Genomic DNA, 12,811 nt, shown 5'->3' with positions numbered 1-12,811 from the left:
AGGGGGGCAATCGCGCCGACCCTTTCGCGGCGAGGGGAGTGGCGCGAGGGGAGGGAAGGCGCGAGGGCGCTTGCCATCGGCCGCCGGGCGCGCTCTGCTGGCCGCCGCGTCGCAACCAAGCTGCCAGGTGTTTCACCCATGTGCCGTTGGATCGCCTATCGGGGCCGCCCGATCCGGCTCGACAGTCTGGTCTATGAGCCCATCCACTCCCTCGTCGATCAAAGCCGTGCCGCGCAGTTCGGCAAGAGCGCGATCAATGCCGACGGCTTCGGTGTCGGGTGGTACGGGGAGGAGACGGAGCCCGGGCTCTATCGCGATATCCTGCCGGCCTGGAGCGACCCCAATCTGCGCTGCATCGCGCGAGCCATCCGCTCGCCGCTGTTCTTCGCGCATGTGCGCGCCTCGACCGGCACGGCGACCAGCCGCCCGAACTGCCATCCCTTCGGGCATGGGCGATGGATGATGATGCATAACGGCCTGATCCGGGATTATGAGAGCCTGCGCCGCCCGCTCGACGAGGCGCTGGACGATCCCTATTACAATGCCCGCCTGGGGACGACGGACAGCGAGGCGCTGTTCCTGCTGATGCTGAGCCTGGGGCTGGACGCGGACGCGCCCGGGGCAATCCGGCGGGCCGTCGCCCATGTGAACGCGCTGGGCGTGGATCGCGACCGTCCGGATACGTTGAGCGCGACGGCCGCGATCAGCGACGGCCGCACGCTTTACGTCCTGCGCACCGCCGAAGGCCCGTCCGGAGCCCCGCCCAGCCTCTACTACCGCCGGTCGGAGGAGGGGCTGACCGTCGTCTCCGAACCGTTGGACGAGGCGGTGGAAACCTGGACCGCCCTGCCGCCGGGCAGCCTGTTGATCGACGGGCCGGACAGGGCGGCGCATGTCGAGGCGCTGGCCGTATAGCCCCCTTCCCCCCGGAAAAGTGGGGAGGGTGGTGATTATTCGAATGCGACCCCTCTCGGGCCCCGGCAGTCTCGCGCGGCGGATCGAGGACCACCGGAAGCGGCGGGCCGAGTCGCCCCGGACAAAGCCCCGATCCCCTCCCCTCGCGCTCGCGACCGGCGTGGGCCGGGATCAGCCGAACCGGGTGCGGGATGTGATCGCGCTCAAGAACGCGCTGTCCTGGACCGGGCATTATCCGCCCGAAAGGACCCGCGCGGCCGACCCGGGCGTGGACGAGGACCTGACCTGGGGCCTCTCCGGTTTCCAACGCGACTTCGGCCTCGCCCACGATGGCTATTCCCTTCCCGGCGGCGAGACCGAGACTCGCCTGAACCAGATCATCCAACCGATGATCCAGGCGGCGGCGCAACTTGGAGCGATAAGAGCGACCTTCGCCTTAAACTGATCCGTAAATGAACGGCGCTTCGTCATCTCGTATCCCTCTCATAGCTTCGGGATACACCTTAGCGACCTGTCCGGATTTCCGGGACCACTTCAGTCGGCTCCTGTACGTCAACAATGCACGTTTTAGTACTGTGCGTAGAATCCTGTGGACAGGTGGCCGCTTACTTGCTACGCTTAATGCAAGGTGAAGAAGGTACGGGCATACGGATTTTCGTAGCTGCCCGTCCGTACGGAGCCTGTTCCAGTAGCTGCAAATAGCAGCACTTCCACAAAAAAATGATAAGGACCGTGACAGACCTTCTTGAGAAGGGCTGGGTCGTTCTTCGCGTTGTCTGGACGTTCCTGAAGTCTCTGTTTGGGCAGGGGAGGGGCCGACCGCTCCACCGTGTCACCAAGACGGAGATCTCTTGCGGGAAGTTCCAGCTGCGGCGCGAGACGAGCACGCTCTATGACTCCGAATAGAGCCGCCTGCTAGCGGCAAAAATGGACGTCGCTTTTGCGGCGTTTTTCTATGGCCAAAATTTACATAAAAACACTGTTGTAGGGACACCTTCCTGCTGCCCAACGACTCTGGTAACCGACACGGAACGCAATTGGGAGTAGGGCAATGGCAGACGCTGGCTCAGACATAAGCATCTTGGAGTGGGTTCGAACCGGGGCTGCGGTAGTCGTTCCGTTTCTAGCCGTCTACTTCGCGACATGGCGAGGGCTCAGAAACGCTCGCACCTTCTATGTGGAGAGTCAGCAGCAGAAGGCGGAACGCATGCTGCGTGCCACCGTAATGGAAATGGCGGCCAACATAAAAAAGCTTCGACCCGACGTGGCCCGCGCCGAGCATGGCTTTTTCCTTTCTGAACAATCCAAGACCGACAACAAGGACTATTGGTTGGAGTTGAACGAAAATTCTCCGAAACCAAGTATTAGTGCCTACGAAGCTTTGGTGGAGCACTTTGGTGTCTTGCTCCCCGACATTACTGCGAGAGTTATGCAGTTTTATGAGGAAATAGATCTTTGCTATCGGCAAGCAAAATCACTTAGAGGTAAAGAAATAGACCTAGACCCAGAGCGGGAGGAAATACACCGTTTGCGACCAGTTGTATTGTCTTTTGGTAACGCCATTCATTGTTGGAAAGATGTTGTGGAGCTATCCAAGATAAATCTATCAGACTTTGAGGAGAAAGCGGACAAATTAGCGAATAGAACTATCGATCAACACTCCAAATCAGAAATTCGAGCACTGCAAGGAAACATCAGCGTAGAGAGTACGTAGTCTAATCGTTTCTGTCGTATTCTACTATAATTGATATTTGTGATTGTCTGGATGAACCGCCCCGGGATTGCCGGAGGCCCCAACTCCTGAGACGAAGGGGCCATCATGAGCAAGACGACGAACAAGTTTTCACCTGAGGTGCGCGAGCGAGCCGTTCGGATGGTGAGGGAGCATTGAGACGAGTATCCGTCTCGGTGGTCGGCGATAACCTCTATTGCGGCCAAGATCGGCTGCGCGCCTTCGACGCTGTCGGAGTGGGTCAAGAAGGCCGAGACCGGCAGCCGCGTCGTGGCGGGCGTGCCGAGCGACGTTGCCGAGAAGATGAAGGCTCTGGAACGGGAGAACCGTGAGCTGCGGCAGGCGAACGAGATCCTGCGTAAGGCATCGACATATTTCGCTCAGGCGGAACTCGCCTGCCCACTCAAGCGATGATCGTCGTCATTGACGATCACCGGCCAGAGTCCGGGGTCGAGCCGACCCGGTGGCGGGACCAAGACTCGCCTGAACCAAATCATCCAACCGATAATGAGGGAAACGGCGAGTCGCGTGGCGCGCCTTCGGCCCGCGCTCAGTTCAGCGCGAGCCTCAGGACGAAGCGGCCTTCCTCCATGCCGTCGAAATATTCGGCGACGGCGGGGTGGAAGGGGCCCTCGTCATCCGCGCTCGGCTCCAGATTCTGCTCGGAGACGTAGGCGATATAGGGGCTCTCGTCCTGCGGATTGACCGCGAACAGATGATAGAAGGGCTGGTCCTTGCGCGGACGCACCTCTTCCGGGATCGACTGATACCATTCCTCGGTATTGTCGAATTCCGGATCGACGTCGAAAATGACGCCGTGGAAGCCGAACTTCCGATGCCGCACGGGCAGGCCGATCGGGAACTTCGCCTCCGCGAACAGGGGGGCATCCTCGCGCGTTTCCTCCGCCTCGGTCACGAGGGGGAGATGCTGCGCGTCGGCGCGCCGGGTCTGGGTATCGTTGCGATCATCCATCATGCCCTGAAAATCGGACGTCCGGGCCGGAAAATCAAGGGCAAGCGCGCATTCCGGCGGCGGCGCTTGAGCGGGGGGCGGTCATCGGCTACAACCCGCGCGCAGCGCGGACTTCGCGCGCGTTCCATTTCAATGGTCAAGCAAACGGAAAGCGAGCCCATGGCCTCCTATCAGTACGTCTTCGGCATGAATAAGCTGGGCAAGGCCTATCCGGGCGGCAAGGAGGTGCTGAAGGACATCAATCTTCAGTTCCTGCCCGGCGCGAAGATCGGCGTGCTCGGCTATAACGGCGCGGGTAAATCGACGCTGCTGCGCATCATGGCCGGCATCGATACCGAATATACCGGCGAGGCCTGGGCTGCGGACGGGGTGAAGATCGGCTATCTGCGCCAGGAACCCCAGCTCGACGAGAGTAAGACCGTCGCGGAGAACGCGATGGAGGGCATGCAGGAGCTGAAGGACCTCGTGGATCGCTTCAACGAAGTGTCGATGAAGCTCGGCGAGGTCACCGACGACGACGAGATGATGGCCCTGATCGCCGAGCAGTCGGAGATGCAGGAGAAGATTGACGCCGCCGATGCCTGGGACCTGGAAGGACAGGTCGAGGTGGCGATGGACGCGCTGCGCTGTCCGCCCGGCGATTGGTCGGTGGAGAAGCTCTCCGGCGGGGAGCGGCGGCGCGTCGCGCTCTGCCGCCTGCTGTTGTCGAAGCCCGACATGCTGCTGCTGGACGAGCCGACCAACCACCTGGACGCGGAAAGCGTCGCCTGGCTGCAGCGCTTCCTGGCGGATTATGCCGGGACGGTCGTGATGGTCACCCACGATCGCTACTTCCTCGACAATGTGACGGGCTGGATTCTCGAACTCGACCGCGGGCGCGGCATTCCCTACGAGGGTAATTATTCCAGTTGGCTGGAGCAGAAGGAAAAGCGCCTGCGCCAGGAAGGCCGGGAGCAGGAATCTCGCCTTCGCAACATCGCCGCCGAGCGGGAGTGGGTCAGCGCCTCCGCCCGCGCGCGCCAGACCAAGTCCAAGGCCCGTATCCAGTCCTACGAGAAGCTGGTCCAGGAGGCGCAGGACGCCGAGCAGGCGAACCAGACCGCCCAGATCGTGATTCCGCCCGGCCCACGGCTCGGCGATCTGGTGATCGAGGCGGAGGGCATCTCCAAGGCCTATGGCGACAAGCTGCTGTTCGAGGATATGAGCTTCAAGCTGCCGCCCGGCGGCATCGTCGGCGTGGTCGGCCCCAACGGCGCGGGCAAGACGACGCTGTTCCGCATGATCACGGGTCAGGAGGAGCCGGACGGCGGCTCCATGCGCGTCGGCGAGACGGTGAAGCTCGGCTATGTCGATCAGTCGCGCGACGCCCTCGATCCCAACAAGAATGTCTGGGAGGAAATCTCGGACGGCGCCGATATCCTGGAACTCGGCAAGCGCAAGGTGCAGAGCCGCGCCTATGTCGGCTCCTTCAACTTCAAGGGCGCGGACCAGCAGAAGAAGGTCGGCCAACTTTCCGGCGGTGAGCGCAACCGGGTGCATCTCGCCAAGATGCTGAAATCCGGGGCGAACGTGCTGCTGCTCGACGAACCGACCAACGACCTGGACGTCGATACGCTGCGCGCGTTGGAGGATTCGCTCTCCACCTTTCCCGGCTGCGCGGTGGTGATCAGCCACGATCGCTGGTTCCTCGACCGTCTCGCGACCCACATCCTGGCCTATGAGGGCGACAGCCAGGTCACTTGGTTCGAGGGCAATTACGAGGATTACGAAGCCGACCGCAAGCGCCGCCTGGGCGAGGATGCGTCGACCCCGACGCGGATCAAGTACCGCCGGATGACGCGCTAGGGCCGCGTGATAGGGCGGAGCGCAGGGGAATGACGACGGAACGCCTCCTGGTGCTCTACGAGGACGCGGCGGCGCTTCGCGACATCTTCGCCGAAGGGCTGCCGGACGATCTGCCCGTGCGCTTCGTGGAGCGGCGGGCGGATATCGCACCCACGCTGGCGGAATTCCGCCCGACCGTGGCGCTTGGCATCTGTTCCGGCGATATCGACAAGGCGTCGCTCAAGCATGTGCTCGATTTCGAAAGCGTGCGCTGGTTCGCGAACGGCGGCGCGGGTATCGATCACCTCATGCCCTGGAACCCGGCGGAGAAGCGGGTCACCAACGCCGCCGGGGTCAATGCGGCCTTCCTCGGTGAATATGTCGCCGCCGCCCTGCAGATGATGAATGTCGGTTTCGTCGGTTTCATGGCCGATACGCGGGCCAAGCGCTGGGTGGAGCGCACCTGGACCGGCATCGCGGGCAAGCGGCTGTGCGTCGTCGGTCTGGGCCATGTCGGACGGGAGGTCGCGCGCCGCGCCTCGGCTCTCGGGCTGGAGGTCGTCGGCGTGCGCGCCAATCCCGCGCCGACGGAACATGTCTCCCAGGTCTTCGGCGCCGACCGGGTGGCGGAGGCGGTGACGGGGTGCGATTTCGTCGCCGTCCATGCCGCGCTGACGGCGGGAAGCCGGGGGCTGGTCGATGCGTCCGTCTTCGCGGCGATGAAGCCGGGCGTCCATTTTCTCAACGCCGCGCGCGGGCCGGTGGTGGATGAGGGCGCGCTGATCGATGCACTGCGTGACGGCCGGATCGGTAGCGCCGTCCTCGACGTCTTCGCGGAGGAGCCGCTGCCGGAATCCTCGCCGCTCTGGTCGTTCGACACTGTCGTCGTCACCCCGCATATCGCCGATCTGGTGTCGGACTGGTACCGGCGGATGGCGATCGCGTTCCGCGACAATCTGGCGGATGCGCTGGCCGGTCGCGCGGCGCGTAACGTGGTCGATCCGGCGCGCGGTTACTGAGCGGCGTCGGCGTGGCCCGCGGCCCGGTGGGTCGCGCGCGCCTCCGCCTTGGTCGGCAGATGGGCGCGGAAGAGCAGCGCCCCCACGGTCAGGATCACGAAGACGACGGCCAGCAGGATCGGCATGGCGTGCGGCCCCGATGCCTTCATCGCGGCGCCGATACCCCAGGGCCCGACGACCGCCCCCAAGCCCCACAACATGGTCAGCGCCGCGCTCGCGGTGGACAGCGCGGGGCCGCGGAAGCGGCGACCGACCAGCATCAGGCTGACGGTGAAGATCGCGAAGCAGGCCCCGCCCCAGATCACCAGCGTCGCGAAGAAGGGCAGGCTGTTCGGCTCCAGGGCGGGCAATAGGAACCCGCCCGCCGCGCAGACCGCCGCGCAGGCCGGCAGCACCTGGCGCGGCCCCCAGCGATCGGCGAGCCAGCCCATCGGATATTGCAGCGCGACCGAGCCGGCGACCATCACCGTCAAGGGCCAGGAGGCGGCCTCCCCCTCCAGCCCGAGGGCGAGCGCGTAGATCGGCATCAGGCCGAGCGTCGTGCCGTCCATCAGCCCGAAGGCGAGCACGGCCGCCAGCATGACGGCGGCCCCACGCAGCACCGGCCCGAAACGCGCCTGGCTGGCGCCGCCCCGCGCGGTCTCGCCCCGCAGGGGATCGATGCGCCGGAAGCCCAGCACCGGCGCGACCGAGGCGGCGATAACCACCATCACCAGATAGAAGGGGGTCGAATCCGCGATCCCGACGACGGGGACCAGCGCCGGACCGGCCGCGAAGGCGGCCCCCATGACGGTGGTGTAAATCGCGATCGTGCGCCCGCGCTTCTCCTCGCCCGCGATGGCGTTCACCCAGGCCTCGCCGATCACATAGAGGCCGTTGATGAAGATACCGAGCAGGAAACGCAGCGCCAGCCAGGCCCAGTATTCGTAGGCAAGGCTCATCGCCGCCAGAACCAGGATCGCACCGCCCGCGCCGACGAACAGCATCGGCCAACCGCCATGGCGTTCGGTCAGACGCGGCAGAAGCCCGGCACTGACCATGACGCCGCAACCGACCATCGCGGTATTCAGGCCGATCATGTCCTCCGCCACGCCGCGCGCCTCCAGCATCAGCGCCACCGTCGGATAGAGCAGCCCGGCCGAGAAGGCGAAGCCGCAGACGGTGGCGATCACGGCGGGCAGTTCGTAGCGGGGGCGAAAAGGCGGCGGGGACATATGCATGGTGGCTCGCCGCTAGCACGGCCGGCGCCACCGCGCCAGCGCGAAGTGCGTCAGGCCCGACGGAAGGATCGGGGAATAAGTTCATCGTTCGAAAATCGTCACGCCCCCCACCCTTGTTCTCCGTCGCGATCCGGGGCTAGATAGGGGTAAGAGGTGGGATGGTGCGCGCCTCGCCGATGTGATCGACCGGTGCGCGCGAATGGATATCGGGGATCCTTGGCCGGCATGAAGTCCGACGCGGGGGATGGTGCCGGGGCGTCCGGCGACGCCTTGGATGGCGATGGTGCCATGTTGGCACCGGAGATCGCGGCGGCGCTCGATGTTCTGGGTGAGGCCTTTGTCATCTATGACAAGGATGGCCTCCTGATCTACTGTAACCGCCGATTTCGGGAGATTTACGGCTATAGCGCCGAGGAAGCGCGCCCCGGCGTGCATTTTCGCGACCTTGGCCGGATCGATGTCGCGCGGGGCAATGTCGTCGTCGGCGATGAATATGGCAGCGATGAGGCCTATCTGGACCGCAAGGCGGAATATCGCCGAACATTGGAGGGCTCCTTCACCGTTCGTTTGCGCGACGGCCGTTGGTTGAAGACCACGGATCGTGCCATTCCGGGGGGCGGTTTCGTCAGCGTCCAGGCGGATGTCAGCGATCTCAAGCAGGCCGAGGTCGATATGGCCTACGCCAAGGACTTGGCGGAACGCGCCAATCTCGCCAAATCCGACTTCCTGGCGCGGATGAGCCACGATCTGCGCACGCCGCTGAATTCGATCCTCGGTTTTTCGGAACTGCTCGCGGGGGCCGCCGACCTCGGACCGGAGGACGAGCGAATGCGCGCCTATGCGGACGCGGTGCATTTCGCGGGGTCTCACCTGCATGCGTTGATCAACGATATCCTCGATATTGCCAAGGTCGAGGCTGGAAAGCTCGTTCTGGAGGAGGAGCCGGTCGATCTCGCGGCGGAACTGGCGGGGTGCATGCGCCTTTTGCGCTCACCGTCGGAGGTGGGCGACATGGCGGTTTGCCGTTTGGTGGCGGAGGTGGCGCCGGTGGTGCGCGGCGACGCACGTCGCTTGCGCCAGATTTTCGTCAATTTGATCTCGAACGCATTGAAATTCACGCCGCCCGACGGTGTCGTGGAGCTTTCGGTGTCCCGCCTGCCCGATGGCGGGTGCAGGGTGTGCGTCAGCGACAATGGCATCGGTGTCGCGCCGGAGGATATGGACCGGATCGTGAAACCGTTCGAGCAGGGTAGCGGCACCTCGCTCCGCTCGGAGCCGGTGGAGAGCACGGGGCCGGCCACCACGTGGGGGGGAAGCGGCCTCGGACTCGCGATCGCGAAATCCCTGGCGGAACTGCATGATGCGACATTCTCGCTTTCCCCCTCGCGTGAGGGGGGGCTGGCCGTCGCCGTCGATTTTCCTCCGCATCGCATGCGCGCGGCGGAGCAGAAGGGGCGTTAGGCCGGAAACGGACTCCGGACCGGGAGGGTCCGAAGAAGACACCCACCGATAGGCCGCGATAGGGACGGATACGGGACCGTCGAATAGCGTTCGGACAGCATTCCCCCTCTCCCGTCCCTCTCCCCCCCGTCCCTCTCCCCCCGGTGTCGTTCTTGGTGTAGCGCGCCATTTGAATCTGCAGTCACCGACATTTGAAATTGCAGCAGAATGGTCATGCGGGGAAGAGGGTGGATTCGATGAGCGCGTCGCGGTCGAAGAGGCACCGAATGCCGTGCCGCGACGGGACGCCGTAAGCGTTCGTGGCCGTGAAGGTCGAGGTGATCGTGGTTCGGCCGTTGTCGTGGGTCCGGATCCGCAGATCGCGAACAAGGGAAAAATCGACGGTTTCTGGCCACGCCGCCTTCCGGCGCGCTTCTTCCTCGCAGACCGTCATCGCATAGGATTTGTCGATATGCGTTCGATTGGCCGCAGCGACCTTCGCGCGATCATCCGCGCGGTTCATGTAGAGGTATCCGCCAACCAACACCACGACAATGAGCGCCACCTTGGCGTTCTGTCGGGTCATCACCTGCATCGTCACCTCCCCTTGTTACCGGACTCCGAATGCTGACGGAGGTCGCTTCGGGCACCCTTCGAGGACCATCTCTGAGCGTGCACCAGGCCGGCATCGACCGGCAATGTCAAAACGGCCGGCCTGGATGAACAGCGGTAATCAAGGCCCTTGAATAATCACCTCGCCCGCCGGCTTCCTCGCGCCGTGCCGCGCCGAGTAGGTGGTCTCCACGGCCTCGACCCGGTACGCGCCGAACATCTCGCGAACCTCGGGCACATCGTTGAGCGACATCACAAAGCGCCCTGAGAGGCCTCTCAGAAGGCTCTCGAGGCGCTCGAAGTCGGCGCGCTCGAAGAGGCCGGGGCCGTAGTCTCCCTCGCACGCCCAATAGGGCGGGTCGAGGTAGAAGAGCGTGCCCGGCCGGTCGTAGCGGCGAATGAAATCGGCATAGGGCAGGCACTCGATCGTCACCGGGGCGAGCCGTGCGTGCACGTCCTCGAGCATGGGGACGATCTTGGTGACGTCGAAGCGCGACGGCGTCGAGGGCGATATGCCGAAGGTGGGCCTGGCAACACGGCCGCCAAAGCTCGTGCGCGCCAGATAGAGGAAGCGCGCGGCGCGCTCCAGGTCGGTCAGCGTCTCCGGATCCGTCCGCACCAGCCGCTCGAAGTCGGATCGGGTGGCGAGCTTCCAGCGGATCATCTCGACGAACGGCTGATAGTGCCGCTGCACGATCCTGAAGAGAGTGGCGACGTCGCGGTTAAGGTCGTTGATCGCCTCCGCGCGCGGCCGGCGGCGGCGGCGCAGGAATATCCCTCCCATGCCCACGAACGGTTCGGCGTAGATATCGACGCCTTCCATCCCATCGATCAAGGCGGTGAGACGCTTGGCGAGATTACGCTTACCACCGACCCACGCGGCCAGCGGACGGACGGGATCGACGGCCGCACCATCGAAATTGGTCGACTCCATGATTGTGTACTTTCAGACTTCCCCCGCGCTGGTGCCAGCGTGCGGGGCGACCGCCGGCCGTTAGCTGGGCCGGCCTAAGTGAGGGGTTGCGGCCCCTCGGCTCGGGGCGGTGCAACGCCCCGGCCCCCGCCTTATTCAAGCGGAGAGAATTCATCCCACCCCCATCGCGCGCAGGATCGTGGCCTCGGCGACGAGGCGGCGGAAGGCGGTGTTGATCTGGGCGATATAGGCGGCCTCGATGACCTGGCGGGCCAGGACGACACGGCGGCGATCGCCCCCGGCCGCGCGCATCAGCGCGGCCTTGAGCTTCTTGGTATTGGCGCGCCGATATCCCCTCCAGCCCTCGCGAAATGCGCCCCGGTAGCGCGGCTCGACGCTCTTGAAGCACCGGCCGCAGATAACCTGCCCCTCGATCGGATTCCGCCGCTTGTAGGTGCGGCGGCAGTTGGGGACGATACAGCCTATTCGGCCGTAGGGTCCGGGGTCGGCCGCCGTCATGCCATCCATCCTATTGCCCGAGGATAATCGACCACTGGACGATCTCCAGCGCGGCCAGCGCGATCAACCAGGCGACCGTGCGCGAATGCTCGTTCATGCGCCCACCTTTTCCAGCCGGAATTCATCGAGCGAGACGGACTCGAGCGATCCGTTGACCATCCACTCGACCCGATAGATCGGGGCGCGGCCGGCGCAGAAAGTGACCGCCACGACCGTGGCGGCGATCGATGCATCGCCGTCGATCGTCACGCGGTCGCGGACATCGAATCTGCTGCGGTATCGTGCCATCACGGCCACTCCGCCGCCGTCTCGATATCGAAATCCTCGCCGTCGCGGAGGCGCGCCTTGATGGCGCTGGCGGCGAAGACGAGGCGCCGCTCGAACGCCAGATAGGCTTTCCCGAAGGCGATCGCGGTCGGCGCGTCCATCTCCACAAGACTGTTGTCCGTCGCGATCCAGACGAAATCGCTGTCCGGATCGGCCCAGCGCAAGTCACCGGCCTCCGCTCCGTCCAGGGTGATCGCGATATGCGCGGCGCTGGCGGTGCCGGCGATCCGCTTCACGCTGTTCGGGTCGGTCTGGAACGCGGTGCCGCCGAAGGTGAAGCCACCGGCGATCTTGCTGTCGCGCAGCGCGTCGACGGCGTCGCAGCGCTCTTGCAGCGTCGGTTCCGGCGGCGTGGCCGCCACCCCGGCCGGCAAGGGGCCGGGCGCGAGGATCGTGCTCGCGGCGCCGGTCTCCTGATCATAGACGGTCTCGCCGCGATGATCCTCGATCTGCTCCCAGGCCGAGCCGGTCCAGCGCGCGATGGCACCGGATTGAGGCTCTGGCGGCGCCTCCTCGACCGCGCCGGCGGGCAGTAACCAACGCGCCGGCTCCATCGGGTCGCGGTCGCTGGCATCGAGGACCAGCGGGGCGAGCAAGTAGCCGTCGGCGTCGGTCTGATAGACGGTTTTCGTGGTCATGGTGCTCTCCTCAGTAGCTCTCCTCAGTACTTGATGCAGGTCAAGAGCGAGTAGTTTCGCGGGCGGGTTTCCGTGGCGACGCGCGCGCCGCCGGGGCCGGGCGAGAAGGCGATGTCGAAGGTTGGGCCTCCGCCGGTTCCCGGCTTGTTGTTCGTCGATGAGCCATAGCCGGTGAAGGCGCCGTCGATCGAGCCGCCGCCGGTCCAGGCCGAGCGTATCCAGCCCGAGAAGTTCTGGAGGGCGTCGAATTGGTGGGACCCGAACGTGCGGCCCGAATCCACGCCTCGCCCGTCGTCCCAGGCCCGCAGAAATTCCCCGCGCAGATCGGGTACGTTGAAGGTGGTCGATCCGTCGCCGGCGCCCCAGAAGGTATTGATGACCCCGAACAGGGCGGCATAAGCGGCCCGGCCGACCGCCGCGCCGTTGCATTTAAGGAAACCCGACGGCAGCGTGCTCGTCGCCATCATCACGATTGCACCGCGCGGCAGGAGATCCGGACTGTTGCTCAAGTTCTGGCCGCCGAAATCGACCGGCCGGGCGACCATGAGGGTCCCGTCCGTATTCCCGAAGCGCTCCCGCAGATAGGCGAGCATATCGTCCTGGGCCTGCTTGGCCTGGCCGTTCGTGCGGGCCGGATCCGAGAAGTAGGCGGCCGCGGGCAAAAGCGTGTCGGGCATGG

At 64.9% G+C, this 12,811-nt stretch carries 14 protein-coding genes, 1 pseudogene and 1 other annotated feature; of the genes and pseudogenes, 7 read left to right on the top strand and 8 right to left on the bottom strand.

Annotation, left to right across the window (positions count from 1 at the left end):
• Window positions 1–138 precede the first annotated feature (138 nt).
• From KAJ83_RS09870 to KAJ83_RS09855, 4 genes and pseudogenes are all read left to right on the top strand, one after another.
• Window positions 139–915: a class II glutamine amidotransferase gene (locus KAJ83_RS09870; protein WP_210681903.1), complete on the top strand. Its 777-nt coding sequence runs from the start codon at window positions 139–141 to the stop codon at window positions 913–915.
• A gap of 184 nt (window positions 916–1,099) precedes the next feature.
• Entirely contained in the window at window positions 1,100–1,360 is a 261-nt protein-coding gene (locus tag KAJ83_RS09865) for a peptidoglycan-binding domain-containing protein (RefSeq protein ID WP_210681902.1), read from the top strand.
• Window positions 1,361–2,122: 762 nt separating this feature from the next.
• Entirely contained in the window at window positions 2,123–2,629 is a 507-nt protein-coding gene (locus tag KAJ83_RS09860; protein WP_210681901.1) for a hypothetical protein, read from the top strand.
• 105 nt (window positions 2,630–2,734) lie between these two features.
• Window positions 2,735–3,105 (top strand): annotated as a pseudogene (locus KAJ83_RS09855) (transposase); the annotation flags it as partial.
• Window positions 3,016–3,110: a sequence feature (AL1L pseudoknot), on the top strand. (Overlaps the previous pseudogene by 90 nt.)
• 87 nt (window positions 3,111–3,197) lie before the next feature.
• On the opposite strand, the gene hspQ reads toward KAJ83_RS09855, so the two are convergent.
• On the bottom strand, window positions 3,198–3,623 hold the full coding sequence (gene hspQ, locus KAJ83_RS09850; protein WP_281413121.1) for a heat shock protein HspQ: 426 nt from the start codon (window positions 3,621–3,623) through the stop codon (window positions 3,198–3,200).
• A gap of 156 nt (window positions 3,624–3,779) precedes the next feature.
• Here hspQ and ettA point away from each other — a divergent pair, with 156 nt between their 5' ends.
• Together ettA and KAJ83_RS09840 are read left to right on the top strand one after the other, a co-directional pair.
• Window positions 3,780–5,465 (top strand): energy-dependent translational throttle protein EttA, encoded by a 1,686-nt coding sequence (ettA, locus tag KAJ83_RS09845; RefSeq protein ID WP_210681900.1) that lies wholly within the window; start codon window positions 3,780–3,782, stop codon window positions 5,463–5,465.
• A gap of 29 nt (window positions 5,466–5,494) precedes the next feature.
• The gene (locus KAJ83_RS09840) at window positions 5,495–6,463 is read left to right on the top strand and encodes a D-2-hydroxyacid dehydrogenase (protein WP_210681899.1); all 969 of its coding nucleotides are present in this window, start codon (window positions 5,495–5,497) and stop codon (window positions 6,461–6,463) included.
• Here KAJ83_RS09840 and KAJ83_RS09835 read toward each other — a convergent pair.
• Entirely contained in the window at window positions 6,457–7,683 is a 1,227-nt protein-coding gene (locus KAJ83_RS09835) for an MFS transporter (protein WP_210681898.1), read from the bottom strand. The two genes, KAJ83_RS09840 and KAJ83_RS09835, sit on opposite strands and share 7 nt — an antisense overlap.
• A 225-nt stretch (window positions 7,684–7,908) precedes the next feature.
• Between KAJ83_RS09835 and KAJ83_RS09830 the strand changes: the two genes are divergently transcribed.
• A complete protein-coding gene (locus tag KAJ83_RS09830; RefSeq protein ID WP_210681897.1) occupies window positions 7,909–9,144 on the top strand; it encodes a PAS domain-containing sensor histidine kinase in 1,236 nt (411 codons plus the stop codon).
• A gap of 211 nt (window positions 9,145–9,355) precedes the next feature.
• On the opposite strand, the gene KAJ83_RS09825 is transcribed toward KAJ83_RS09830, so the two are convergent.
• The 6 genes from KAJ83_RS09825 to KAJ83_RS09800 all read right to left on the bottom strand — a co-directional run bounded on the left by KAJ83_RS09825 (window position 9,356) and on the right by KAJ83_RS09800 (window position 12,809).
• Entirely contained in the window at window positions 9,356–9,718 is a 363-nt protein-coding gene (locus KAJ83_RS09825) for a hypothetical protein (protein WP_210681896.1), read from the bottom strand.
• A 138-nt stretch (window positions 9,719–9,856) separates the two neighbouring features.
• Window positions 9,857–10,669 carry a DNA adenine methylase gene (locus KAJ83_RS09820; RefSeq protein WP_210681895.1) on the bottom strand — a complete coding sequence of 271 codons (813 nt, stop codon included), beginning with the start codon at window positions 10,667–10,669 and terminating at the stop codon, window positions 9,857–9,859.
• 150 nt (window positions 10,670–10,819) lie between these two features.
• On the bottom strand, window positions 10,820–11,167 hold the full coding sequence (locus tag KAJ83_RS09815) for a hypothetical protein (RefSeq protein ID WP_210681894.1): 348 nt from the start codon (window positions 11,165–11,167) through the stop codon (window positions 10,820–10,822).
• A 93-nt stretch (window positions 11,168–11,260) separates the two neighbouring features.
• Window positions 11,261–11,455: a hypothetical protein gene (locus tag KAJ83_RS09810; protein ID WP_210681893.1), complete on the bottom strand. Its 195-nt coding sequence runs from the start codon at window positions 11,453–11,455 to the stop codon at window positions 11,261–11,263.
• A complete protein-coding gene (locus tag KAJ83_RS09805) occupies window positions 11,455–12,132 on the bottom strand; it encodes a DUF4376 domain-containing protein (RefSeq protein ID WP_210681892.1) in 678 nt (225 codons plus the stop codon). Before KAJ83_RS09805 ends, KAJ83_RS09810 begins: the two co-directional genes overlap by 1 nt.
• A gap of 23 nt (window positions 12,133–12,155) precedes the next feature.
• Entirely contained in the window at window positions 12,156–12,809 is a 654-nt protein-coding gene (locus tag KAJ83_RS09800; protein ID WP_210681891.1) for a phage tail protein, read from the bottom strand.
• Window positions 12,810–12,811 lie beyond the last annotated feature (2 nt).

It is taken from the genome of Marivibrio halodurans (assembly GCF_017963645.1).
GTDB lineage: Bacteria > Pseudomonadota > Alphaproteobacteria > UBA8366 > Aestuariispiraceae > Marivibrio > Marivibrio halodurans.
This window is presented reverse-complemented; position numbering and strand designations above follow the sequence as displayed.